Raw genomic sequence first — 25,833 nt, forward strand, 5'->3', positions numbered from 1 at the left:
TCAGGCCCGCTGGCGCAGGGGTTGTGGGATCGCCACCTGCTCCCCGAGACGCAGGAAGGCAGGCAACAGGATCAGGGTAAACAGGGTGCTGCAACTCATGCCGCCAACAATGACGGTGGCGAGCCCGCGGTAAATTTCGCTCCCCTCGCTCGGGCTCAGCATCAGCGGCAGCATGCCGAAGATGCTGGTGAGGCTGGTCATGGCGATGGGGCGCATCCGGCTTTGCAAGGCATCAGCTACCGCCAGCTGACGGCTCATACCGTCCCGTTCGGCGGTGCGGGTCTGATGCACCAGCAGGATGGCGTTGTTGACCACCAGTCCCAGCAGGATGACAAAGCCGATGATGGTGAGCAGGTCCATAGGCAGCGGCACCAGCAGCCCGCTCAGTTGCAGCGCCAGCACGCCGCCAACCGAGGCAAGGGGCAGGGTGAGCAGCACCAGCAGGGCATCCTTGATGGAGGCAAACACCCCCCACAGCAGCACCAGCAGGATCACCACGGCGAACAGGAAGATGGTCCCCAGATTGTCGAGTGCCTGTTGCAGGCTGTCGGCATTGCCGGCAATGCGCAGCTCGCCACCGGCGGGCAGCAGGGGGCGGATGGCGGCAAAACTGCGGTTTTTCAGGGTGTCGATCACCTGCTCCATGGTCATGCCCGCCGGGGGCGCTATCTGCAGGATGATGCTGCGACGCCCATCGGCCCGGAAGATACTGGCCGGGCCCATGTCGTGCTCCACCCGCAGCAGCTCGCCAAGGGGGACGATGCGCCCGGAGGGGGTGGCCAGCGGCACTGCCTTCAGTTCGTCCGGATTGGCGGAGCTCTGCCCCATCAGCATGATGTCGAGCCGATCCTCGCCGTCGAAATACTCGCCAACCCGCAAGCCGTCGCCAAAGGTCTGGATGATGGTGGGCAGGGGCGTGCGATCCCAACCCACTTCGGCGAGACGCCGATCTTGCGGCACCAGTTTGAGCTCGGGGGCGGTGAAGTCGAGACTCGGTTCGGGCCGGATCTGTGCTCCCGGCAGGTCCTTGCTGAGGATCCCCATGCTGGCTCGGGCCGCCAGATAGAGCTCGGGCAGGTTGCCTCCCTGCAGCAGCAGGGAGACGCCGTTCTCGCTGTCAAAGCCGCCAAACAGCGACCCCTGACCGCCGAACACCCGGGTGTCGGGAATACCCACCAGCAGCTGTTTCATCAACAGGCTCTCCAGCTCCTTGATGCGGGTCTCGTCCTTGGGTCGCACGCCAATCTGGGCGCCCCCCGGGTAGCGCAAGATGTAGTAGTTCTTGAGGGCAGGCTCTTTCTCCCCCTTCATGTAGGGGGCGAGGCGGGCTATCAGGGTATCGATCACCTCTTCGCGCTGGGCCTTGAGGTTGACCCCGGGGGTGAAGTTCATCCAGACATCCACCGCGTCCCGTTTCACGTCCGGCAGATAGTCCATCTTCGGCAGCAGCGCCCAGGTGGCCAAGGCCGGCAGGCTCATCATCAGGGTGATGACCGTCCAGCGCTGGCGTGAGGTCGAGGTCCAGCGGATCACATGACGAGTGGTGCGCTGCCACAGCGACTCATAGGGATCGGTCAGTGTTTCATGTCCCATCCAGCGCGCAGCCACCGCAGGCAGCACGATGACGGCGACCAGCATGGAGACCGTCACGGCGCAGGCGATGGTGAGCGCCAGATCGGCAAACAGCTGACCCTCCACATCGTTGAGCAGCAGCACCGGCAGGAAGATGGCGACCGTGGTGAGGGTGGAGGCGACCAGCGCCGTCCACACCTGACGGGTACCTTCGAGCGCCGCCTCTGCCTTGCTCAAATCCCCCCGCTCGTGGCGCCGGTAGATGCTCTCCAGCACCACGATGGCGGCGTCGAGCACCATGCCGACGGCAAAGGCGATGCCCGCCAGCGAGATGATATTGAGGGTGCGATCCATCACCTTGAGCAGACAGAAGGTGAGCATGATGCTGATGGGGATGGCGAGGGCAATCATCAGGGTCGCCTTGAGCCGGCGCAGGAAGAGCCAGAGGATGGCACAGGAGAGCAGCACCCCGAGCCCCAGGTTGGCAGTGACCATGCTGATGGCGCGATTGATGTAGAGGGAGGCATCGAACGACTGCTCCATGTGCAGCCCGACCGGTTCCAGCACCTCGCGGTTGAGCTCGTTCACCCGGGCCTTGATCGCCTCAAGGGAGGCCAGGGCATTGGCACCGCTCTCCTTGAAGATCTGGGTGGCGATGGCGGTATTGCCGTTCTGGATCCGCAGCACCGGGTTCTCTTCCCGGGCCACCCTTACTTCTGCTACATCCCGCAGATAGATGGGCAGGCCATCGCGCCAGTCCACCACCTTGTCCCCCAGCGACTCGACATCGTAACGACCGGCGAAGCGCAGCTTGTACTCCCAGCGACCGATGTCGAGGGTACCGGCCGACACGTCCCAGCCGGTGGTGGCCCGGCTGGCCAGCACCGGGATCTCCACCCCCAGCTCTGCGGCGCGGTAGGGGTCGAAGCGGATCTGGATCTGGCGCTCGTTGATCCCCTCGACTGCGACTGTCGAGACCCCTTCGATGCGCTCCAGCTCGGGTTTGACCCGCGCCTCGATCAGCGCCTGATGATCATCGATCACCCCTTTGGCACCGGGCAACTGCTGGATGAAGAAGAAGGTGAGGGTATCGTTGCTGCTGTAGTTGTTGACGTAGGGGCCGCCGATCTTGTCCGGCAATCCCGAGACCCGGTTCAATCGCGAAATCACATCGAGTTGGGCCCGTTGCATGTCGGTGCCGAGGGCAAACTCCATGTCGATTTCGGTAAAGCCGGGATAGCTTTTGCTGACAAGGCTCTTGAGCCCTTGCACCCCCTGCATCTCCTGCTCGATGGGGTCGGTGATCTCCGACTCCATCTCTTGCGGCGAGGCTGAACGCCAGCTCACCGAGATGTTGAGGTGTGGACGGTCGATGTCGGGGAACAGCTGGATCGGCAGTCCCCGGATGCTGAGCAGGCCCAGCAGGAAAATCAGCACGATCGAGACCGCCACCCAGATGGGGCGTTCGATCGCCGTTTTGGCGAGGTTCATTCACTCTTCCTGAGTTGTTGTTATCGGCCATTCCGCTGGCCTTGCTTCCAAAGCCCCTGCAACAGGGACTCAAGCATTTAACTGGAATTCTCCCGGCTTGTAAATGCATGGTTAACAAACAAAAAACCGGCCACAAGGGCCGGTTTGGTACTGGTTTGCCAGGGGATCAGGCGGCGTGCTCGACCTTGTTTGGCTGCTTGTTTGCTTGCTGGGAGAAGCCTTCCAGCTCGCCCGGGGCGAAGTTGTCTACCTGGATCGCTTCGTAGCGCAGGGCATCGGCGGCCAGCAGCTTGTCCGCTTCGTCCTTGCTCAGGATGGAACCGGCCAGCGCGGCGGCAACCAACTCCGGCAGCGCCAGTTTGCGGGGCAGTTTGCCCTCTTTCTGGGCCTGCACCAGCTTCTTCTCGTAGGGCTGCACAGCGACCATGGCCTGGAAGGCGCGCTCCATCAGGCCGACCGGATCCGTCTCGTCCTTGCCGACGTAGCACAGCGCCGTCAGACGGTCGCGGAATTCGCCCGGCTTCATCATGGCCAGACAGATGGCGTGGCAGCGGTCGTCGGCCGGCATCTTGTAACCGACACCGAACGGGAATACCACGCGCTTGAGTACGGCACCCACCACCTTGTTCGGGAAGTTCTGGAAAAAGCCCTCGAACGCCTTGCCAATCAGGTAGAGGTTGCGCTCCACCGCGTACTGCACGAACGGCAGATCGGAGACCATACGGCCCTGATCCTCGTAGTGCTTGAGGGTGGCGGAGGCCAGATAGAGGTGGCTCAGCACGTCACCCAGACGGGCGGAGATCATCTCCTTGCGCTTGAGATCGCCACCCAGCATCAGCATGGAGACGTCGGCGCACAGTGCCAGCCCTTTACTCATGCGAGACAACTGCTTGTAGTAACGGGCGGTTTCGCCGGCCACCGGCGCGCTGTTGAATTGACCCAGAGTCAACCCCTGGAACAGGGAACCGAAGAAGTTGCCGGCGCCAAAGGCGATGTGTTTCATCAGCAGGGTGTCAAACTTCTCGAGACCGCGCTCCACGTCGGTATCAGCCGCCGCTTCCAGCTCGGCAAAGACGTACGGGTGGCAGCGGGTGGCCCCTTGCCCGAAGATCATCAGGTTGCGGGTCAGGATGTTGGCCCCTTCCACCGTGATGGCGACCGGAATCCCCATGTAGGCGTAGCCGGTGTAGTTTTTCGGGCCCAGCTGGATGGCACGACCGGCGTGGATGTCCATGGAGTCATCCATGATCTGGCGCGCCATCTCGGTCATGTGGTACTTGGAAATCGCAGTGACGATGGCCGGCGCCTGACCCAGGTCCAGGGAACCGGCGGTCATGCGACGGGCCCCTTCGAGCTGATAGGTGAGGCCGCCGATACGGGCCAGCGCCTCTTGAACACCTTCAAACTTGCCGATGGACATGCCGAACTGCTTGCGCACATAGGAGTAGGCGCCCACGGTGCGGCTCGCCATGTGACCGCAAGCGGTGCCCAGAGCAGGCAGCGAGATGCCGCGACCGGCGGAGAGGCACTCCACCAGCATACGCCAGCCGCGACCGGCGTAATCCGGGCCGCCGATGATCCAGTCGAGCGGAATGAACACATCCTTGCCGAAGGTCGGGCCGTTCATGAACGCCAGACCCATGGGGTAGTGGCGATCGCCAACGCGCACACCCGGGTGGCTGGTGGGGATAAGCGCGCAGGTGATACCGAGCTCTTCCTTGTCACCCAGCAGCTTTTCCGGGTCATAGAGTTTGAACGCCAGCCCCAGCACGGTGGCTCGTGGCGCCAGGGTGATGTAGCGCTTGTTCCAGTTGAGGCGAATACCCAGCACCTCTTCACCCTTGTGCATCCCCTTGCAGACGATCCCCTTGTCAGGAATGGCGCCGGCATCGGAGCCCGCTTCCGGACCGGTCAGGGCGAAGCAGGGCACCTCTTTGCCACTGGCCAGCCCCGGCAGCCAGAAATCTTTCTGGGCCTGGGTGCCATAGTGCATCAGCAGCTCGCCCGGGCCGAGGGAGTTGGGCACCATGACGGTGACCGCCACGCTCAGGCTCTTGGTGGCGATGCGGGTGACGATAGTGGAGTTGGCAATCGCCGAGAACTCGCGGCCGCCATAGGATTTCGGGATGATCAGGGAGAAGAAGCCTTCCTTCTTCAGATAGTCCCAGACCGGCTCCGGCAGGTCTTTGGTCTCGTTGACGATCTTGAAGTCATCAACCATGGCGAGCAGGGTTTCGACCTGATTGTCGATAAAGGCCTGCTCCTCGGCGGTCAGCTCGGCCTTGCCGTAGCCGTGCAGCTTTTTCCAGTCGGGGTTGCCGCGAAACAACTCGCCATCCCACCAGACGGAGCCGGCTTCCATGGCCTCCCGCTCGGTGGCCGACAAGGGCGGCAATATCTTCTTGAAGATGCCGAACACAGGACGGGTTACCCACTGTTTGCGCAGTGAGGGGACGCCGAGCACAACGGCAATCGCCAGCACCAGCAGGATAAGCAATGTGATCATACCGAAGTTCCTTCTATTTCACTGTTTCCGTTGATTTATTGTTGGTTGTTACACGGCCAGGGAGAGCCTGGTCGACTCCACTGGCGCCCCGACTCCGGACGCCAGATAAGGAATGACGTTGCGAACCAGCCCCTCGACATCGAGCTGCTGGCCAAAATCGGCCAGGGCGATGTCGCGCAGCGCATCGGCAGAGGCCATGGTGAAGACGACGGTGCCCAGGGTGAAGTGCAGGCGCCAGAAGAGATCTGCCGGCGACAGGGCCGGGTTGGCTTTGGAGATGGCCTGGGTGATCCGCTGCAAAATGGGGCCATAGTGGGCAGTGATAAAGCGGCGCAGGTGACCCTGGCTATCGATATAGCCGCGCCCCAGCAGCTGCATGAAGATGGCCGGGCCATTGGCCCGCACCGCCGAGAGCTTCATCAGCGGTTCGACAAAGCTTTCAAACAGTTGCAGCAGGGTCAGCTGCTCTTGCTCCATCAGCACCCGCAGGCGGGCATCTAGATCAGGCATAAACAGACTCAGATAGCGGTCGAGCACCGCCTGGATCAGCTCCTTCTTGGAGCCGAAGTGATAGTTCACCGACGCCAGATTGACGTCGGCCTCACTGGTGATCAGACGCAAAGAGGTATCGGCGAATCCCCGCTCGGCAAACAGCACTTCAGCGGCGTCGAGAATACGGTTTTTGGTATCGATTTTACTCACAGGACACCTCACTTAAACGAATGTTTAAAAAGTACGTTTCATAACGTGAAGTGTCAAGAGAATGTGAATGAGTGTTAGCGGAATGTTTTTTGTTAAAAGGGGCAAAAAGATTGGAACTAACTCCACAGCAGGAGACTCTATATCAATGCCACTGCAATTAAACATTAAGTCTCGCCCAACCTGCTTCTTGCTAGTTGGGCATTTTTTTGCCCTGTTGACAGCGATGTGGTGGCAAACAGGTAAAAAAAACCGCCGCAAGGCGCGACGGTGGGGAAAATGAGTTCGTGTCATCCTGACGACAAACTGTCGATGCGAGTTCAGGCGTGTATCGACGGGGGCAGTATGCCAGTCAGGGCCCCTCAGACTATGTCAGTTCCTCGGTATTTTGTGACAAAGTGTGGCAAGTGCCGGCGTGGCCCAATTCCCCCTACTTTGTTATGCTGCCCCTTCAAGATATGAGGGGAGAGAAGATGAAGTACCCGGTCGATACCCACACTCACACCATTGCCAGCACTCACGCCTACAGCACCATCCACGACTATCTGCCCATCGCCAGGGCCAAGGGGATCAAGCTGTTTGCCACCACGGATCACGGGCCCGAGATGGCCGATGCCCCTCATGTCTGGCATTTTGCCAACTTGCCGATCTTGCCAAGAGTGGTGGACGGGGTGGGGATCCTGCGGGGTATCGAGGCCAACATCAAAAACCTGGAGGGGGAGATCGATTTTCCCGAGCGCTATGAGTCGCGCCTCGACATGATCATGGCGGGTTTTCATGAACAGGTATTCCCTCCCTGCGATCGGGCCACTCACACCCAGGCAATGATCAACGCCATCAAGAGCGGCCGGGTCGACATGATCAGTCACCCGGGCAACCCCGCATTTCCCATCGACATTCAGGCGGTGGTAAAGGCGGCTGCGGACTATCGGGTGGCGCTGGAGATCAACAACTCCTCCTTCATTCACTCGCGCCCGGGGAGTGAAGGCAACTGCCGCGCCATCGTGGAAGCTGCGCGAGATCTGGGGGCTTACCTCACCTTCGGCTCCGATTCCCACGTGGCATTTACCCTTGGTGATTTTGACCACTGTCACCGTCTGGTGACCGAAGCCGGCTTCCCGCAAGAGCGGATCCTGGTGCGCACCCCCCGCGTCCTGCTCGATTTCCTCGAAAGCCGCGGCCGGGCCCATATCCCCGAGTTTGCCGACTTGTAAATCGGGCTCTAATACCATGAGCCAATTCATAAAATCGAGTTGGCTCGATTGACTCGCTGGCCATTTTTCATGAATGTGGATAGCAACAAGCCGGTATAGCTCAGTTGGTAGAGCAGCGCATTCGTAATGCGAAGGTCAGGAGTTCGATTCCCCTTATCGGCACCATATAAAACAAATGGTTAGCTTCTCATCGAAGCTAACCATTTGTACTTTTTGGCTGGTGGCCCCTTCTCATACCCCTCTTCTGCTATCGCAACCCCATAAACTCTCCCGGCAGGCGGCTACTCAGGTTTTGCTATTCCCCTCAGGCAACCTCGATGTTTGGCTTGGCCGGTTCCTTCTGCATGGAGAGCTCTCCAGCTTGTGACGGGGATTCCAGCTTGTCGATGCGCACAGCTGCGACCTTGAACTCGGGGATCTTGGCGTGGGGGTCGGTGGCATTGATGGTGAGCCGGTTGGCCGGGGCTTCGGCAAAGTGGAACGGGATAAAGACCACTCCCGGCTGCATCCGTTTGGTGACGAAAGCGGGCAACTCGATATGGCCGCGGCGGCTGGTGACCTTCACTCGCTCACTGTTGCTGATGCCCAACCGCTGCGCATCCACCACGCTCATCATCACTCGCGGGCCAGCCAGTTTGTCGAGCCCCTTGGTCTTGCGGGTCATGGTGCCGGTGTGGAACTGCTCCAGCAGGCGGCCGGTGGTGAGCACGATGGGATAGGTCTCGTCGGGCAGTTCGGCGGCATAGCGGAACGGGGTGGCAACCATCTCCCCCTTGCCACGGGTGAACTGCTTGCCGTGGAGCAGGCGAGTGCCTTCGGGCGCTGCGTCGTTGCAGGGCCACTGTAGCCCTTCTACACCTACCTTATCCCACTGGATGCCGGCGTATTGCGGGGTGACCCGGCAGATCTCGGCGGTGATCTCCTGCGGGTGTTGATAGTGCCAGTCGCCGCCCATGGCGTTGGCAATCTGCTGGATGATCCACCAATCCTCCCGTGCTTCACCCGGCGCCTTGAGGGCGGGGGAGATGCGCTGCACCCGCCGCTCTGTGTTGGTGAAGTGGCCGCTCTTCTCGGCAAAGGAGCAGGAGGGGAGCACCACATCGGCGAGTTGGGCGGTTTCGGAGAGGAAGATATCCTGCACCACCAGAAACTCCAGCTGCTTGAGCACCTCGATGACGTGGTGTTGATCCGGATCGCTCAGCACCGGGTTTTCCCCCATCACATAGAGCCCCTTGATGCTGCCCGCACAGGCGGCATCTATGGTTTCGGTGAGGGTGAGGCCGGGTGTGCGCGGCAAGTCTGGCTGCTGCCAGGCGGCTGCGAAGCGGGCATGCACCTCGGGGTTGGCCACCTTCTGATAGCCGGGCAGGCAGTTGGGCAGCGCCCCCATGTCACAGGCACCCTGCACGTTGGATTGGCCTCGCAGCGGGTTGATGCCGCCTCCTTCGATGCCGATGTTGCCGCACAGCAGTTGCAGGTTGGCGATGGCCCGCACGTTGTCGTGGCCGGTAGTGTGCTGGGTGATCCCCATCGAGTAGTAGATGGCGGTGCGTTCGGCGGTGCCGATGAGGCGCGCGAGCTCGATCACCTGCTCGGCCGGTACGCCGGTGACGAGGGCCACCTTGTCCGGGGCATAGGCGGGGGAGAGCACCTCCGCTTGCAGCGCTTCGAACCCTTCCACCCGATCGGCAATATAGGCCTTGTCGTGCCAGTTGTTCTGGATGATCTGCTGCATCAGGCCGTTGAGCAGCATCACGTCGGTGCCGGGGCGATGGGCCAGATAGAGGCTGGCATGGTCCGCCATCTCGATCCGCTTGGGATCGGCCACTACCAGCCGCGCCTTGCCCGTGGTGACGGCCCGCTTGATATGGGAGCCGATGATGGGGTGGGCCGCCGAGGTGTCGGAGCCGATGATGAAGATGAGATCCGAGTGGTCGATACTCGGGATGTCGTTGGTCATGGCGCCGCTGCCGAGTGACGCCTCCAGCCCGGTGACGGTGGAGGCGTGGCAGAGCCGCGCGCAGTGATCCACGTTGTTGGTGCCCAGCTCCCGGCGCATGAACTTCTGGAACAGGTAGTTCTCTTCGTTGGTGGTTTTGGCCGATGAAAAACCCGCCAGCGCATCGCTGCCATAGCGTTTGCGCAGGGCGGTGAAGCGCTCGGCCACCAGAGCGATGGCCTCCTGCCAGCTGGCGGGCACCAGCTTGCCATCCTTGCGGATGAGCGGTGTGGTGAGGCGCTCCTCGCTCTGGATAAAGTCAAAGCCAAAGCGCCCCTTGACGCAGAGCAGCCCCTGGTTGACCGGTGAGTTGCGGTTCCCCTCCACATAGCGGATGCGGTTGCGCGCCTCATCGACGTAGAGGGTGACACCGCAGCCGACCCCGCAGTAGGTGCAGATGGTATTGACCGGCGTGAGCAGTTCGGTGCGCCCCTGTGACTTGTCGCGGGCATCCACCAGGGCGCCGGTGGGGCAGACCTGTACGCAGGCGCCGCACTGCACGCAGTGGGAGTCGCCCATCGAGAGTCCCGTGTCGAACTGCGGCCGGTTCGAGAGGGTGCCATCGCTGTGCTTGGCAAAGCGCAGCACTCCCTGCACCGCTTGCTCACCACAGGTCTGCACGCACTGGCCACAGCCGATGCAGCGGTTGGCATCGAACACGATAAATTCGCTGCTGTTATCCACCGCAAACTTCTGGCACTGGCTGGTATCGAGAGCGCTCTGCTCGACCTCGTATTCGGTGGCATAGTCGCGCAGCGCGCAATCGGTGTTGGCCTGACAGCCACACTCGAGGCAGCGGCTGGCTTCGCTGCGGGTATCGGCATCACTCAAACCACGCTCCACCTCGGCAAAGCTGCCCTCGCGATCCTGCTCTGCCAGATGGGGCATGATGGTGCGGGCGACTTTTTTCAGGTGAGCAAACTGGGCGGGATCGACCTGCTTGAGTGTGGGGGCCTTGCAGGCGTTGAAAGGACGAACCGGGTCGATCATGTCACCGTGGAGGAACTGATCGATGGCCAGCGCCGCCTTGCGGCCATCGGCAACCGCCTCGATGGCGGTGGCAGGCCCGCGGCGCAGATCGCCGATGGCGAACAGGTTGCCGTGGCCGCTGTGCATGGTCTCGGGGTGGGATTCCAGTGTCTGCCAGCGGGTGAAGGGGAGGGTGAGGGATTCCCCTTCCATAAAGCTGAGATCCGGCTGCTGCGACACTGCCGCAATCACGGTATCAAACTCTTCAATGAGGTACTCGCCGGTTGGCTCCGGGCGGCGGCGACCGGAGGCGTCCGGCTCGCCGAGGGCCATCTTCTCGAGGCGCACCTGACAGACGCGACCAGCCTCATCGGCCAGATTTTCTACCGGATTGGTGAGCATCAAAAAGCGCACCCCTTCGTGCTCCGCCTCGTCGATCTCGTAGGCTTCGGCGGGCATCTCGGCGCGGGTGCGGCGATAGATAAGGGTGGTTTCAGCCCCCAGCCTGACCGCCGTGCGGGCGCAGTCAATGGCGGTATTACCACCCCCGATCACCGCAACCTTCTTGCCAGTGGTGAGCCGCTTGGTGAGCATCTGATCCTTGAGGTAATCGACCCCAAGATAACAACCGGCCAGGGTGCTGCCCGGGTAATCCATCGGTACCGCCTTGGAAGCTCCAACCGCCAGACAGACCGCATCATAGTCGCGGCACAGCGCCGAGAGAGTGATCTGGTGGCCCAGTCGCTGCCTGGTGTGGATCCGCATGCCACTCTGGCACATCAGCGCAATCTCCTGATCGAGGATCGCCTTGGGCAGCCGGTATTCGGGGATGCCGTAGCGCAGCCATCCACCCGCTTCTGGCATTGCCTCGAACAGATCGACCTCGAATCCCTCGTAACCCAGATAGTAACCGCAGGTGAGGCCGCCCGGGCCGCTGCCGATAATGGCAACCCGCTTGCCCTTGGCGGGCTTCTTTGCCGGTTGATAGGGGGCAACCTCTGCCAGATCGAGATCGGCGGCATGGCGCTTGAGCTGACGAATGGCCAGCGGCTCATCCACTAGCGCGCGGCGGCACTCCGCTTCACAAAAAGCGGGGCAGACCCGGCCAATGGAGAGGGGCATCGGCAGGGTCTGTTTTATAACGGCCATGGCCGCTTCGTGCTCCCCTATGGCGATGTGATGCAGATAGGATTGAATGTCCACCCCGGCCGGACAAGCGCGCTGGCAGGGGGCTTCGCAATCGGCGTAGTGGTCCGAGAGGATGCGGCCGAGCGCCTGCTGGCGGTGCGCACGCAGGACATCGCTTTGGGTCGTGATCACCATCCCTGCCTCGGGGCGCGTCTCGCAGGCGCGCCGGATGCCGAGACCGGCAATCTCGACCACGCAGAGATCGCACGGCGTCTTGGGGGCGCTGGTGTTGTCACCGCACAGGGAGGGGATGTCGATCTGGTGCTGTTTGGCTATCTGGAGCAGGGTCTGGTTCGGGTTAACCGTCAACTGAGCCCCATCGAGGGTGATGGTGATCATAGCGTCATAACTCGGTTTCAAGGCGCAGAAAATGCTGCATCTGGCTGGGCCAGCAGGGAAGCGATAGAGAAGACCGCTTGGTATGACTTCACCATACCAAAGATGATATGCAACTTTATTTGATTTAACTCAGGTTATTTGTCTAAAAAGAAAACGATTTCACTGGTGGTGATATCCGTGGAGGACGATCTGGATTTTGACTACCTATGTCTAGTTAAAACATCGTATTACCTGCAATTTTATGGCCATTAAAGCAACCATAAACTGTGTGTCATATGGATCTTGCTCATGATGGCACGATGAGAGATATCCTAAAATATGCAACTTTTGTTTCGGTTTGTGGCGAGGAGCAAGCAACATTGGAAATAGCCGAACTGGCAGCACCTTGCGATCGGCAAAATGAATACAGATATGGCTCTGGATGGGCCATCTGATGAAAACTGCCGCTGGTCACCGTTTTGCTGTACTAAGACCTGATGTTACAACTCCAACTCAATGATTGGGATCTCCCAGCGCTCGCTGCATATCTGGGGTTGATACTCTTCTTTCTCCTGTTCTTTACGTCGTTCCACCAGAGCAATCACTCGGGCTTCACGGATGCTATTCATGTCGAATTTCCAGGTCTCTTCGCCGAGCAGGGAGAGGCGAGCTATTTCGTGATTCTGGTGATACACATGAAGCTTGTTGTTTTTATCGGGAGCGATACGCACGGCATCGCCAACCTTTATCTGACTGAGCAGGCGGTGGATACGATGAGTCTCGCTACTGCGTCCGGCATAGCCCAACACCAGTTGCGACATACCCATCATGGCGAAGCGGCGTAGTCTGTCCGGTCGGGTTGCGTTAGGTCTCTGCACGTAGCAGTGGGAGGCGATCAGTGGAATATGGGGATTACGTTGATCGTGGCGAGCCATGAGAACCAGCCTTTCGATAGCACGTGTCATCCCCACATAGAAGAGGCGCCGCTCCTCTTCCAGGTTACAGTTCGATAGCTCCGCTACGCGTTGCCAGCCGCCGTCGAGAAGTATCACATGGCGATACTCCTCCCCCTTAACCCCATGCACCGTACTTAACAACACTCCTTTACCGAAGCGGATCTGGCGTTTTTGCTCGCTCAAATACTCGTAGAGGAACATCAGGAAGTGGTGGGCAGAAAGAGCATGCTCTCCCTGGCTGGCTTGCCACTGAGCAATCAGATCGTGCAGTAGCTCCTCCCAACGGTTGGCCAGTGAGAGTGGAGGGAGAGGTGCAGCAAGTTGCTCCGCTGTCAGCAGGGCATGACCTTGCTGTTGTAGCCAATTCTGATAGCGCAAGATTTCACGGCAGCGATGCACAGGAAAACCGTTCTCTTTATCCAGAGTAAAACGACAGGGAATATCGGCATCTGCCAGCGCTGAGCGAACCCAGGCCAGTTCCTCCTTCTCCAGCCCATTACGGGCCAGCACGGCGATAGATTCCAGTGGGCAAGTGGGAGTCTTCTCACGGATAAGCGCGATATGTCTCACGACCTCGGCTGCCTGTTGGGCTGCATCCTGGCACTGCTGGATGATGACGCGACCCTGTGCTGTCTCCATCCCCTCCCAGTGCCCCCCAGCCACTTCCATCTTACGCCTGTCGTCGATCTCGATGGGATGTGTACGCTTCATGCGATCCTGATTGTGCTCAATCAGGCGGTTGGAGGTCTCGATGATGTGGGCGGTGGAACGATAGTTCCAGGTCAGGAAGTGAGTCTGTGCGTTGTAGTCTTGCTCAAAGCGGCGAATAAAGCTGACGTTCGCGTCGCGAAAGGCGTAGATCGATTGGTCATCATCACCCACAGCCATCAGATGCAGTTGGGCCTCCTCATCCTCTTCGCTTTTGCCCACCAGTGCCGCGATAAGCTGGTATTGTTGTTCATCAATGTCCTGATACTCGTCGACGAGCAGAAATTGCAGTCCTCCCAGCAGTCGTTCTCGCTGCTCTTCCAATTCGAGACCGAGCTGGTTCTGCTCTCCCCGGAGCAGCTTGATTGCGTCATCAATGATGGTGGTAAAGTCGATATCGTCGGATGTCCGGTTTTGCACCGCATTGCCCGTCAGACTCATGGCGAGACCGTGAAAGGTGAATACCGAGACCCTTGCTCCATCGCGTCCGAGCAGTTCGGCCAGGCGTCGGCGCAGGGACATCGCCGCATTATGGTTGTAACAGAGCAACATGATCCGCGAGGGGGAGATCTGCTTGACCCGCATCAGATAGGCGCAGCGGTGGATAATCACCTTGCTCTTGCCTGAACCCGGGCCTGCCAGTACCAGCAAGTTTTGCTCGGGCGGTGCCTGGACGATCTGCTCCTGGGCACGGTTGTGAAGATCTTCGACAATGCGCTTCCAGGAGTGTTCGCTGGTCGCCAGCTCCAGGATCTTGTTGCGCCCTTTGAAGTAGTGACCGAGGAACTTGTCAGCTTCCATGGAGAAGTAGTCTGTCACCAGCTTTTTGGCTTTCTTGAAGTGCTCCAGGCTGATGCGGGCGTATTCATTCATCACATGGATCTGAATCACCTTCTGGCGATAGTGATGCTCAAGCGGCTGATAGTCTGCCTTGTTGTATTGTTGCTGCCGCTCAGCCGTCAGCGTGAGGGTCATGGCGCTTCGGAACACTGCAAGACCATTTTGCAGTACGATGGCGTGTTGCTCATGCAGATAGAGCAGTGCCCGCTCTGCTCCTTTGAGCAACCACTCCTGCTGGCTGCTTGCCTCCCGCTTGTTCATTAGCTGAGCCACATCCATGTCTTCTCGCAGGTATTTGACCAGTTGTTCCAGGGCAAATGACAGCATTACCTGGCGCTGGACACTCTCTTCGCTGCTTGCCAACAGGGTGTAAAGAAAATCGAGGGTGGCGCCTGTGACGCGATGGCGTTGATCAATTGTCTGCTCAATCTGGGACCAGGTTCGGTTGAAGGTGAGTTGGTAAAGATCCCGAGAGAGATATTTGACATCAATGGAGCCTTTCTCGCCCCCCGAGCGACCATCCTGGGCCCAGCTGGTCAGCAAATTGCGCAGCAAGCCAGGGTTACACCGCCCATGCCCCAGATCTTTGATGGCCTGATTGACCAGTCGAATGTTAAAGATCAGCCCTTGCCCTGTATCAGGTTCGGGTTCTCTTTCACGCAAGGTGTCCAGCATCGCCTTTTCAATGCTGTGTACTTGCCCGCAGAGCACCCGGGCATTGTCTCTTCCTTTGGGGCGAAGCCAGGTAGTCAGTAACATCCCCTGAGAGAGCAGACCGACATCCGCCATCTGGGTGAGTACCCGCATCACTTCGCTGGCCTGAACACCACTTCCCTTGTCTGCCATGTATTGGCCTGCCTCTTCGGCGATGGTATCGGCACTGAGGCCATCATCGTCGGCAGCACTCATCAGCGCCTGGATAACCGCTTGCCATATGGCTTTGGCCTTGGGGGCCAGTTTCAGACTCTCTACCCTTTTCATCGCCTCCTCGGTGGATGCAAACAGGGGACGACCCTGAAATACCTGAGTGATGTTGTCACTGCGTTCCAGATAGCCCGCTCGTTCGAGCCAGGCAATAGCTGTCTTGACTTTGGTATCCGCATTGCTGTCATCGGCAGCAAAGCTGGTTTCTACCTCTGGCTGGTTGATGAGCTCTGCACTGGTGGCGACCAGTGGCGAGTTGTTATCCTGCTTGCCTCCTTTGCTGGCCCTGAGTCTTATTCCGCGCAGGATCTGTTTGATATCGCGCAGGCTGACTTCACTCATGGCCTCGAGCTGGAACTGTTTCTCGATATCCTGTTCATCAAACAGCAGTACGCAGTGAGCTTGTGCTGTATCGCGTCCCGCTCGTCCCGCTTCCTGTAGATAGTTTTCGAGGGAGCCGGGGATATCGGCATGGATCACCAAACGCACATCATCCTTGTCGATCCCCATCCCGAAGGCGTTGGTCGCGCAGATGACCCGGATCTCGCCATTGATAAATTGTTCGAGAGTCGCTTTTTTCTGTGCACTGTCCATTCGGGCGTAAAAGCGCGAGACAGGGAGGGATTGTTGCTGACCGAGGAAATCAGCCAGCTCGTCCACGCTGCGCTTGGTTGCGCAGTAGATAACGCAGGAACCGGGCTTTTCCTCACCGAAGAACTGCTCGAGCAGGTTAAGGATATGGCCCTGTTTGTTGAGACCGGGACACTCAACGACGGCATATTCGAGGTTGGTACGTTCAACCCCGCCTTCCAGTCTGAGAAGAGGTCTGGGTTGTTTATCGAGAAACTGGGCGCAAATATCCTCAATCACATCCGGTTTGGCGGTCGCGGTATAGCAGAAGACAGGAGGCATGGGGACCTGCTGTTCCTTGGCAATTGTGGCGATGGCCTTGGCGCAGTAGAGATAGTCAGGGCGAAAATCATGCCCCCATTTCGACAGGCAGTGCGCTTCGTCAAATACCCAGCCACCGATCTGACGTTGTCGTATTGCTTGTTTGACTGTGCGGTTGCGCAGCTGCTCAGGGGAGATATAGAGCAAGGCGATATCCCCCATGCGGATCTGTTCAAGAATCGCGCCTCGCTCTGGTAACGTCAGCAGCCCCGAGATAGCGGCAACCCCTTCAATACCGGCCTTGTGTTTAAGGTTGTCCACCTGATCCTTCATCAGTGCCTGCAGGGGGGATATCACGACCGTGAGAGCACCGCTTCGCTGGTTACGCACCAGTGCCGGGAGCTGGTAGCAGAGCGACTTGCCACCGCTGGTTGGGAGTATGCCGAGCAATGCAACGCCAGCCATGGCTTCCTCGATCAAGGTCTTCTGCAATGGTGTCCCATCAGGCAAGTTGCGGAAGTTGTCGAGCTCGAAAATTCGCTGCAGATGGCGGCGTGCGTCGTGGTTCTCCTGGCAGTAGCTGCAGTCGGCATGACCGCAGTGACGTTCACGAACTGTGTGAATGATCTCTGCAGTCTGGGGGAAGCGGCGCCAAATCCAGGGGGGCAACACGGAGTTCCCGCCAGACACGGGCAACCAGGCGCAGGCATAAGCCAATGGTAACAACAGCATGGGTTGACGCAGGGCATCACCAATCACTCGGTTGAGCTGATTGGGGCACGCTTTCTCATGGGCAATGCTCTTGATGAGAGTGGGTAGCTCCGAGACCCGCACTGGCGGGCGGCCTGTCAGTCTGGCAAACACCAGTGACAGACCCTGAGTCTTGAATTGCGCCATGACTCCCTGGTCGAACAGATATTGATAAAGCTGCAATTGGGGCTGGGGTAAGGTTTGCAGAGCCGTCAACTGTTCCGAGAAGATCTGCAAGGCGAGCCTTGCATCCGCGACCGGATCATTGAGGGTGTCCCGGACCAGTTTGTAATCCTTGACCAAGCGGTGATAGGGGTTTTTGGGAAAGGCAAGGGGAGATAGATAGAGGGTATCTATTACCGGCTTTTCGAGAAGTAACTGAGGGCGTACAGCCTGTTTGGCCAACCAGGGAAGATCAAAATCGAGAATATTGTGACCAAGGATCACATCCGCCCCTTGTGCCAGCGCATTTAACTCCTTGAGTGCGAGATCCTGCGGGCCCTTGAGATTGAGTTCACGACCAGCCAGGCGCGCCCCCAGATGACGGAGTTTTTCGTCCCGGGTCAGTTCAAGGTCAAAGGAAAGAATCTTGTCATCCCCAAACAGGGTCACGACATCAGTCGAGTTCATTAATAGCCATCTCCATCTGGCGTTGACCTCTCATGGCGATAATAAGTGCCAAGAGATCAGTGAGTTGGCCGAATATTACCCGAAATGTTGAATGGTGGCATCATTCAGAGCCCTCTGGCCGCGGTTCTTTTGGCGGACACCCGGTTTTGTAAATGCCGCTGCCCGATTAATCGTTCATGTTGGGAAAGTGTCGTTCTGGCCATGGCCAACTAACTGATCTTGTGAGATTATTTTACTTCCTTTTCCGTTTGGAACGCATTGTGTCCCTCGACTACTACCAGTGCCATGCCACCGAATTGGCGACTCGTTACCAACAGGTATCTGCGCGCGCCGTTCACGGCGACTGGCTCACTCTGCTGGAGCCTTGGCTTTTGGCTGCACCGCGCAGGGTGCTTGATGTGGGGGCTGGCAGTGGTCGGGATGCTGCGTTTTTAGCCGAGCTCCATCAGGGCAACACTGTGGTCGCTGCCGAGCCCTGTCAGGCACTTGCTGCGCAGGGGCAATGTCATACCCGTGAGGCAGCGGTGGCGTGGGTCAATGACGCTATGCCTGCTCTCTCTCGCGTGACCGGTACTTTTGATCTGATTTTGCTCAGTGCTGTCTGGATGCATCTACCCCCGGAGTCTCGACCCTTGGCTCTGGCACGTCTTCATGAGCTGCTCTCACCAGACGGCTATCTGGTACTGAGTCTTCGCCTGACTGTGTCGGAGCTGGAGATGCGGGAGCGAGCCATGTATCCGGTAGCTGTCGATGAAGTGGAGCGGCTTGCATTGGCGGAGGGGATGACACTGCTCCATGTGTCAGAACCACAGGGGGATGCCTTGGCGCGTACCGGGTTGAGTTGGCAGAGTCTGATCCTTGGGAGCGAGCATGCACGCCTCCTCTGAGCAACAACTCGCTTTTATTGCCTATCTGCAACGCATCTTTACCGAAGGCGACTTTGTTGCCACTTACAAGTGCGCCTTGCTTCACGGGATTGCAGATATTGCAATTGAGCGCAGTACCGAGACCCATGAGCTGATGGCGGCGCGCACTATTACGCTGGACGAACTGGCCACCAAGTTTGTGGAGCTCTATTGGCAGCACAGTCTGCCCTACTCGGCGACGGGAGAAACGGCCACCTTGCTCAAACAGAGCAGCGGTCGTCAGGCCATCATGCTGACGGAGTTGTCGCGGCTGCGTGAAGAGGGTGTCCGCTCGGTGACTACACTGCGTCGTCACGACGCCTGGCGGCCTCTTCTTGCCCGAGTTCGGCGGATCCTTGTTGAGGGGCCCTTGTGGCGTCTGCAGATCCTGGGTGGGCGAGAGGAGTGTCACCTCTATCCTCATCAAAGGGGCGCGGATCATATCTGCCTTAACCCCGGCATTCTCTACTGTCTCCACCGCTTTTACGATCTGGTGGTCTCCCTCTCTCGACAGCATTGGTTACAGCTTATCTGCGACATCAAGGGTAATCAGCCACTGATTGGCCCCAGTGTGGGGTTGGAGAATTTTCTATTTGGTTCAAGCCGTCAGGCGCTGGGGCGAGTAGGAGAGGTATTGAGGGACTTGCAGGGGGGAACCTGTTTTTACTGTAACAAGGCGATACACGGGAGTGGTGAGGTAGACCATTTCATCCCCTGGCGTCGTTATCCAATCGATTTGGGCCACAACTTCGTACTGGCACACGCCAACTGTAACCGGAGCAAACGGGATTTTCTCGCCGCTCCCGAGCACAGGGATGCCTGGTATGAGCAGAATATCCTGACCCACGGGGTGTACCTCACGGGCGAGCTGGCTCCCTTGGTGAGCGTCGATGCAGAGCGTTCTACCGCCATCGCAACCTGGGCCTATCAGCAGGCAGTCCGTGAGCATGCCCGGTTGTGGCGAGGTATTGACCAGTTTGTGGACGTGACCGCCCCCAGTGCAGATATTCCCCTGCGCTTTCTATGAGACGTTGAGGCTTTCACCCTGGATAAACTCGATAAAAAAGGGCCACCTCTTGCGAGGTGGCCCTTTCCAAACGTTTGGTGGAGCTGGGGGGATTTGAACCCCCGTCCAAAATTACTACATCCTTGGCACTACATGCTTAGTCACTCTTTACATTCGCCAACCCGCTGCGGAGAGACACGCCACGAATTGACTAGCTCGATTGGTTTTAATGCTTCCGCCCCGAGCAGGACTTCCACACGGTCCTGTGAAGGATGACCTTCCGATTCCCTAGGACACAGGCAAGCTAGGGTAGAAGGGCTCTATGCAGGTTATTAAGCTGCTAGTGCGTAGTTTTCGTCGTTTGCGACTATTTTTTTGCGGTTTATTAACGAGGCCTACCGCACCTCGGCATGCACCTTGGGTTTCGTGAATCTTGTCGAATCCAGAATCAGCCCCAAGTTGTTAATTGCGATTGTACGCAAAAATGCTGTCATAGCAAGGCGTTGATACCCATTCCCTCTGGCAGCCAGTCTGTTTGCCGATTTATTGTACGCAGCTGAACCTGAAGAGCCAGCTGCGCTGGGGGAAGGTGAACTGACGTCCTGATCCTGCCAGTAGCAGGTTAGCCGCGATGCTTGTTCTTCATGATGCGGGCTTTTTCCCGATCCCACTCGCGGGCCTTGGTATCTTCGCGCTTGTCGTGCTCTTTCTTGCCCTTCACCAGGCCGATCTCGACCTTGACCCAGCACTGTTTCCAGTAGAGGGCGAGGGGAACTATGGTGTAGCCCTGACGGGCAATCAGGCTTTCGAGCTTGTCGAGTTCACGACGGCTCAGCAGCAGTTTGCGGGTGCGGGTCGGGTCACATACCACATGGCTGGAGGCCGCTTGCAGTGGCAGGAAGCTGGAGCCGAACAGATAGGCCTCGCCATCGCGGAAGATGACATAGGCTTCGCTGATGTTGGCCTTGCCCGCCCGCAGGGATTTGACTTCCCACCCTTGCAGGGACAGACCCGCTTCGATCTTCTCTTCGATGAAGTATTCGTGGCGCGCGGTTCTGTTGAGTGCAATGGTGCTGGACCCGGCTTTGTTTTTACTGTTTTTTTTGCTCATGACGGGCGATTTCCGGCAATGACTAGGAGGCTCGTATTATACGTAGGCAGGGGCGGCTGTAAAACGCGCAGCAGGTCAAGTGGTGGCTTTCTGAGCGGTTTGGCTGAGGTTTTACCTCCACAACCCCAAACATGGTGATAAAATCGCGCCGATTGGATGAGGAAAAGCCATGCCCCGAATTACGCGCAGTGCCCTGGTGATGTTCAGTGCAGAACAGATGTTCAAGTTGGTTAACGATGTGGATGCCTATCCGCAGTTTTTGCCCGGCTGTGTTGGCAGCCGTGTCCACGAGGCTGGCGATGACTACATGATGGCGTCGGTCGATGTGGCCAAGGCGGGGATTGCCAAGACCTTTACCACCCGCAATCAGCTGGATGTGAACCGCCAGATCAGGATGGAGCTGGTGGATGGCCCGTTCCGCAAGCTGGCGGGCTGGTGGACCTTTACCCCGCTCGATGTCGACGCCTGCAAGGTGGAGTTTGATCTCGATTTCGAGTTTACCTCCAAGCTTATCGAGGTGGCATTTGGTCAAGTATTCCGCGATCTGGTGAGCTCCATGGTCTCCGCCTTCTCCAACCGGGCGAAGGAGGTCTACGGTGTCTGACCAGCTCAATATCGAGGTTGTCTATGCCTTGCCGCAGCAGCAGACGGTGATTGCCCTGCGGGTGGCGCCCGAGACTTGCGTGCTGGCGGCCATCGAGCAGTCCGGCATCGTGCAAAAGCACCCCGAGATTGACTTGTCGGTCAACAAGTTCGGTATCTACAGCCGCCCGGTGAAAGGGAGCGAGCCGCTGCACGACGGCGATCGCATCGAGATCTACCGTCCACTCATCGCCGATCCCCGCGAGATGCGCAAAAAGCGGGCCGAGAAGGCCAAAGAGGAGGGGCGAGCCGATAGCGTGACCGGTGGTCGCCCCGATGTGCATCGCAAACTCCGCGAGTAGCGCTCAGGTTTTTCTTGCAGAAAAAAGGCGCCGAGGCGCCTTTTTTTGATCCCGTTAGCCGGTGAGCTGGCCGAGGGGATATCAAGAGAGGGCTGCTTCTGCCACACCCAGCCGTGCGCGTGCCCAGGCGGCCAGCAGCTCGACCCCGCTTTGCATCACCCGCTCATCGAAATCGAATTCGTTGTGATGGTGCGGCGCCGCCAGATCGGCCCCCAGGATGAGGTAAGCCGCTTCGCCCCCCTGCTTTTGCACCCGCTCCATCAGAAAACCGGCATCTTCGCTGGCGCCAAAGCGGCGAGTCTGGATGGTGGCGAGCCCTTGCTTGCGGGCCAGCGCCGCCAGCTCGGCCTGCAGTGCCGGGCTGTTGTCGAGGGCAATAGCCTCGCCCTGTTTGATGATGCGGTAGGTGACGCCGTGGGCGAGGGCAGTCCCTTCGACGATGCGCTGTACCTGACTGAACATATAGTCGTTGAGCGTGCTGTCGGCGCCGCGGGTTTCACCGCGCAGCTCGGCGTGATCGGGGATGACGTTGCGGCCGCTGCCAGCGTGGAGCTGGCCGACGTTGATACGGGTCATGCCGTCGCGGTGGCGGGGAATGCCGAGCATGGCGGTGGTGGCCATGCAGGCGGCTGCCAGCGCATTGCTGCCAGCGTTGGGTTCGAGCCCTGCGTGGGCGGCGGAGCCCATAAAGTGGACGTCGAACTTGGTGGAGCAGAGGAACTCGGTGGGGTTGATCACCAGCTCGCCGCTGCCAGCGTGAATACCGATATGGAGCGAGAGCAGGGCATCCACGTCATCGAGTGCCCCCCCGGCGGCCAGCGCCTTGCCACCGCGGCACCCCTCTTCGGCGGGCTGGAAGAAGAGCTTGATGCGGCCGCACAGCTGCTCCTTCATCGCCATCAGGCTGCTGGCCAGCCCCATGCCGATGGCGGTGTGGCCATCGTGGGCGCAGGCGTGCATCCACCCCTTGTTGTGGGAGGCAAAACCCTCCTGCTGCGGCTGGTGCTGTTCGGCATCGGACTCTTCCACCTCCACCGCGTCGATATCGAAGCGAAAGGCCAGGGTCGGGCCGGGACGGCCGGTATCCAGCTCCCCCATCAGCCCGGTGACATCGCCGATCCGCTCCAGCCAGTCGGGATGGGCTCCCTGACGGCGGGCACGAGCCTTCTCGGCCGCCACATCCACATCACGCCCCATCATCAGATTGCTGGCCAGCAGTTTGTCGCCGAGCACAATGCGATAACCGAGCTCGCTCAGGTGGTGGGCAATCAGGCTGGTGGTGCGAAACTCTTTCCAGGCGGCTTCCGGCAGGCGGTGCAGGTCGCGGCGCCACAGGATCAGGTGCTCAAGGGTCATCTTGGCTTCCTTGGTGATTCGATTTGTCGGCTATTGTGCCTTTTTTCCCGGCTGACCACACGGGGCCCGCAGCTGGTCGGGGGAGCTGTGAGTGCAAGTGGTGGCTGCGGGGGTCGTGAAAAGTGGTGAGCGCCCATAAAAAACGCCTCCACAAGGGAGGCGTTGTCGATAGCTGGTTATCAGGCCGCGTGATGGTAAGCGGAGGCTTCAAACAGCTTCTTGTTGGCCACCAGATCGATGGGGTCAAAATCATCGACGTTGATGGTGCGCAGGCGACTTACCTCGGCGCGGCGCAGCAGCTCGGCTTCGCTCTGGGTCAGTACGCCAGCGGCCAGACCCATGTCGGCCACCTTGTCCAGCGCCATGAAGGGACGCTTGATACCATCGCTCTTGCAGACTTTCTCGAACAGCGGCTCGGCGGCCAGCACGTCATCGAGCGCTTGCTCCAGCAGACCGAAGGGGTTGCCCTCTTCGCGAGTCAGGTATTGGCCCTTGGCCAGGCGGCTGCGGGTCTCGCTCGGGGTTTGCAGCAGACGGGCCACTTGCTGGTCCAGCTTGTCGCACGGACGGTTCAGGTCACGACCCAGCGGCAATACCACGGCGCGCAGGGCAAGGCCAATCCAGCGGTTCGGGAAGTTGCGCAGCAGCTCGTCGATCGCTTCTTGTGCCTTGAACATGGCATCTTGCAGTGCCCAGTGCAGCAGCGGCAGGTCGGCCTGCTGGCGTCCCTCGTCCTGATAGCGCTTGAGGGCGCTGGAGGCCAGATAAAGCTGGCTCAATACGTCGCCAAGGCGGGCGGAGACCCGCTCCTTGCGCTTGAGCTCGCCACCCAGGGTGCCCATCGCCATGTCTGACAGGAACGCCAGGTTGGCCGAGAGGCGGGAGAGCTGCTGGTAGTAGCCCTTGGTCTGATCCTTGTAAGGGGCCGCGGCAAAGCGGGCGCCGGTGATACCGAGCCAGAAGCTGCGTACCAGGTTGCTGATGGCAAAGCCGACGTGGCTGAATACCGCCTTGTCGAAATCTTTCAGCGCCTGCTCTTTATCCGGGTGGCTGGCAGCCAGCATCTCCGGCAGTACATACGGGTGGCAGCGGATAGCGCCCTGACCATAGATGATCATGCTGCGTGTCAGGATGTTGGCCCCTTCTACCGTAACGGCGATGGGCGCACCCTGATAGCCACGGGCCAGATAGTTGTTGGGGCCCATGCAGATGGCTTTGCCGCCGTGGATGTCCATGGCATCGATGATGCACTTCTGGGCACGGTCGGTGAGGTGGTATTTGACGATGGCGGAGATGACCGAGGGCTTCTCGCCAAGGTCGATGCCGGTCACGGTCAGGTTGGCTGCGGCGCCCATGATGTAGGCGTTGCCACCGATGCGGGCCAGCGGCTCTTCAATCCCTTCCATCTTGCCGATGGGCAGCTTGAACTGGCGACGGATGCGGCTGTAGGCGCCGCTTGCCAGGGCCAGCATCTTGACGCCACCTGTGCTGTTGGAGGGCAATGTGATACCGCGGCCAACCGACAGACACTCGACCAGCATGCGCCAGCCCTGACCAGCCATGGCCGGGCCACCGATGATGAAATCGAGCGGGACGAACACATCCTTGCCCTGGGTCGGGCCGTTCTGGAACGGCACGTTGAGCGGGAAGTGGCGACGGCCGATGCCGACCCCCTTGATGTGAGTGGGAATGAGGGCGCAGGTGATGCCAAGCTCTTCCTCATCCCCCAACAGGTGTTCCGGATCACGCAGTTTGAAGGCGAGACCCAAGACGGTGGCGATAGGGGCGAGCGTGATGTAGCGCTTGTTCCAGGTGAGGCGCATACCGAGCACCTCTTTTCCTTCCCACTCACCCTTGCAGACGATACCGAAGTCGGGGATGGAGCCGGCGTCAGAGCCCGCTTCCGGGCTGGTCAGGGCGAAGCAGGGGATCTCTTTACCTACCGCCAGGCGGGGCAGGTAGTAATCTTTCTGCTCGTCGGTGCCATAGTGCTGCAGCAGTTCGCCCGGGCCCAGCGAGTTGGGCACGCCGACGGTGGAGGCGAGCACGGCGCTGGCGCCGCACAGTTTTTGCAGGACGCAGGACTGGGCGTAGGCCGAGAACTCCAGACCGCCATATTTCTTCTTGATGATCATCGCGAAGAACTTGTTGTCCTTCAGGTATTGCCACACCTCGGGGGAGAGATCCGCGCGCTCGTGGGTCACTTCCCAGTCGCTCACCATGCGGCACACTTCCTCGACCGGACCATCCATAAAGGCCTGCTCTTCGGCAGATAGGGTGCTGACCGGGATGGCGTGCAGCTTTTTCCAGTCCGGGTTGCCCGCGAACAGGTCGGCTTCCCACCAGGTGGTGCCCGCTTCAATCGCCTCTTTTTCGGTGCGGGACATCTCCGGCATGATCGATTTGTAGATCTTGAACAGCGGCTTGGTTATTTGATTGCGGCGAAACTCCACCAGATTGAGCGGGATGGCGATCACCGCGAACAGCGCCCATACCAGCAAGGGCACATGACCATAGATGGCGCCAAGCGCCAGGGCGGCGCCGGTGACCAGGGTGGAGATGAACAGGGATGCCCGGCGATAGGCCAGGGCTCCGATAACCAGGATCACCCCGAGCAGAGTGAGGGTCGTCGTCATTGCTTGCTCCTTGCGTGTATAAATGTGCCAACTTGGTGTAACTCATCCAGAGGTCTGACCTGTTGGATATGGCCCCTGTTGTAATTCATACGCACAAAGTTATCAAGCTGTTTACATCTTCATTACCTTCTCTCTGTGATCCCCATAACGCTCACGCGCCGCCAGCGCTGTGGCTCGCAGGGGGGCGACTGTGCGATTCGCTTGTGCGAGAATAGCCGCG

General features: G+C 59.3%; 13 protein-coding genes, 1 tRNA gene and 1 other RNA gene. 6 read left to right on the top strand and 9 right to left on the bottom strand.

Features of this window, described 5'->3' with window-relative positions; all coding sequences use genetic code 11:
* From G5171_RS06265 to G5171_RS06275, 3 genes are all read right to left on the bottom strand, one after another.
* Entirely contained in the window at nucleotides 1-3,063 is a 3,063-nt protein-coding gene (locus G5171_RS06265; RefSeq protein ID WP_421250576.1) for an efflux RND transporter permease subunit, read from the bottom strand.
* A gap of 166 nt (nucleotides 3,064-3,229) precedes the next feature.
* Complete coding sequence (locus G5171_RS06270) at nucleotides 3,230-5,569, bottom strand: acyl-CoA dehydrogenase (protein ID WP_421250575.1); 2,340 nt, start codon at nucleotides 5,567-5,569, stop codon at nucleotides 3,230-3,232.
* Nucleotides 5,570-5,617: 48 nt separating this feature from the next.
* Nucleotides 5,618-6,271 carry a TetR/AcrR family transcriptional regulator gene (locus tag G5171_RS06275; RefSeq protein ID WP_005334507.1) on the bottom strand — a complete coding sequence of 218 codons (654 nt, stop codon included), beginning with the start codon at nucleotides 6,269-6,271 and terminating at the stop codon, nucleotides 5,618-5,620.
* Nucleotides 6,272-6,741: 470 nt separating this feature from the next.
* Here G5171_RS06275 and G5171_RS06280 point away from each other — a divergent pair, with 470 nt between their 5' ends.
* Both G5171_RS06280 and G5171_RS06285 read left to right on the top strand, forming a co-directional pair.
* On the top strand, nucleotides 6,742-7,482 hold the full coding sequence (locus G5171_RS06280; protein ID WP_421259964.1) for a phosphatase: 741 nt from the start codon (nucleotides 6,742-6,744) through the stop codon (nucleotides 7,480-7,482).
* Between the two features lie 89 nt (nucleotides 7,483-7,571).
* Nucleotides 7,572-7,647 (top strand) — tRNA-Thr (locus G5171_RS06285).
* 139 nt (nucleotides 7,648-7,786) lie between these two features.
* Here the strand turns inward: G5171_RS06285 and fdhF are convergent.
* Together fdhF and G5171_RS06295 are read right to left on the bottom strand one after the other, a co-directional pair.
* A complete protein-coding gene (gene fdhF, locus G5171_RS06290; RefSeq protein ID WP_421259965.1) occupies nucleotides 7,787-11,977 on the bottom strand; it encodes a formate dehydrogenase subunit alpha in 4,191 nt (1,396 codons plus the stop codon).
* 479 nt (nucleotides 11,978-12,456) lie between these two features.
* Nucleotides 12,457-17,655: a RecQ family ATP-dependent DNA helicase gene (locus G5171_RS06295; protein WP_421259966.1), complete on the bottom strand. Its 5,199-nt coding sequence runs from the start codon at nucleotides 17,653-17,655 to the stop codon at nucleotides 12,457-12,459.
* A gap of 260 nt (nucleotides 17,656-17,915) precedes the next feature.
* On the opposite strand from G5171_RS06295, the gene G5171_RS06300 reads away from it, so the two are divergent.
* Nucleotides 17,916-18,542, top strand: a complete 627-nt coding sequence (locus tag G5171_RS06300; protein ID WP_337926474.1) for a class I SAM-dependent methyltransferase — start codon at nucleotides 17,916-17,918, stop codon at nucleotides 18,540-18,542.
* Nucleotides 18,526-19,587 carry an HNH endonuclease gene (locus G5171_RS06305; RefSeq protein ID WP_421250547.1) on the top strand — a complete coding sequence of 354 codons (1,062 nt, stop codon included), beginning with the start codon at nucleotides 18,526-18,528 and terminating at the stop codon, nucleotides 19,585-19,587. The genes G5171_RS06300 and G5171_RS06305 overlap by 17 nt, the downstream gene beginning before the upstream one ends.
* Before the next feature lie 75 nt (nucleotides 19,588-19,662).
* On the opposite strand, the gene ssrA is transcribed toward G5171_RS06305, so the two are convergent.
* Nucleotides 19,663-20,022, bottom strand: a transfer-messenger RNA (tmRNA) gene (gene ssrA / locus G5171_RS06310).
* Nucleotides 20,023-20,188: 166 nt separating this feature from the next.
* A complete protein-coding gene (gene smpB / locus G5171_RS06315; RefSeq protein ID WP_005334498.1) occupies nucleotides 20,189-20,677 on the bottom strand; it encodes an SsrA-binding protein SmpB in 489 nt (162 codons plus the stop codon).
* Nucleotides 20,678-20,846: 169 nt separating this feature from the next.
* Between smpB and G5171_RS06320 the strand changes: the two genes are divergently transcribed.
* Both G5171_RS06320 and G5171_RS06325 read left to right on the top strand, forming a co-directional pair.
* Nucleotides 20,847-21,281 carry an SRPBCC family protein gene (locus G5171_RS06320; protein ID WP_005334496.1) on the top strand — a complete coding sequence of 145 codons (435 nt, stop codon included), beginning with the start codon at nucleotides 20,847-20,849 and terminating at the stop codon, nucleotides 21,279-21,281.
* The gene (locus G5171_RS06325) at nucleotides 21,274-21,621 is read left to right on the top strand and encodes an RnfH family protein (RefSeq protein ID WP_058059898.1); all 348 of its coding nucleotides are present in this window, start codon (nucleotides 21,274-21,276) and stop codon (nucleotides 21,619-21,621) included. Before G5171_RS06320 ends, G5171_RS06325 begins: the two co-directional genes overlap by 8 nt.
* 81 nt (nucleotides 21,622-21,702) lie before the next feature.
* On the opposite strand, the gene G5171_RS06330 is transcribed toward G5171_RS06325, so the two are convergent.
* Nucleotides 21,703-22,977, bottom strand: a complete 1,275-nt coding sequence (locus G5171_RS06330; RefSeq protein ID WP_245095414.1) for an amidohydrolase — start codon at nucleotides 22,975-22,977, stop codon at nucleotides 21,703-21,705.
* Between the two features lie 179 nt (nucleotides 22,978-23,156).
* Complete coding sequence (gene fadE / locus G5171_RS06335; RefSeq protein WP_337072672.1) at nucleotides 23,157-25,613, bottom strand: acyl-CoA dehydrogenase FadE; 2,457 nt, start codon at nucleotides 25,611-25,613, stop codon at nucleotides 23,157-23,159.
* Nucleotides 25,614-25,833 lie beyond the last annotated feature (220 nt).

Source organism: Aeromonas sp. 600774, assembly GCF_049175075.1.
GTDB classification, from domain to species: domain Bacteria; phylum Pseudomonadota; class Gammaproteobacteria; order Enterobacterales; family Aeromonadaceae; genus Aeromonas; species Aeromonas veronii_A.

Coding starts and splice junctions, on each gene's coding strand:
- G5171_RS06265 (WP_421250576.1), bottom strand. CDS start 3,063: ATGAACCTCGCCAAAACGGCGATCGAACGCCCCATCTGGGTGGCGGTC.
- G5171_RS06305 (WP_421250547.1), top strand. CDS start 18,526: ATGCACGCCTCCTCTGAGCAACAACTCGCTTTTATTGCCTATCTGCAA.
- fdhF (WP_421259965.1), bottom strand. CDS start 11,977: ATGATCACCATCACCCTCGATGGGGCTCAGTTGACGGTTAACCCGAAC.
- fadE (WP_337072672.1), bottom strand. CDS start 25,613: ATGACGACGACCCTCACTCTGCTCGGGGTGATCCTGGTTATCGGAGCC.
- smpB (WP_005334498.1), bottom strand. CDS start 20,677: ATGAGCAAAAAAAACAGTAAAAACAAAGCCGGGTCCAGCACCATTGCA.
- G5171_RS06295 (WP_421259966.1), bottom strand. CDS start 17,655: ATGAACTCGACTGATGTCGTGACCCTGTTTGGGGATGACAAGATTCTT.
- G5171_RS06330 (WP_245095414.1), bottom strand. CDS start 22,977: ATGACCCTTGAGCACCTGATCCTGTGGCGCCGCGACCTGCACCGCCTG.
- G5171_RS06320 (WP_005334496.1), top strand. CDS start 20,847: ATGCCCCGAATTACGCGCAGTGCCCTGGTGATGTTCAGTGCAGAACAG.
- G5171_RS06270 (WP_421250575.1), bottom strand. CDS start 5,569: ATGATCACATTGCTTATCCTGCTGGTGCTGGCGATTGCCGTTGTGCTC.
- G5171_RS06280 (WP_421259964.1), top strand. CDS start 6,742: ATGAAGTACCCGGTCGATACCCACACTCACACCATTGCCAGCACTCAC.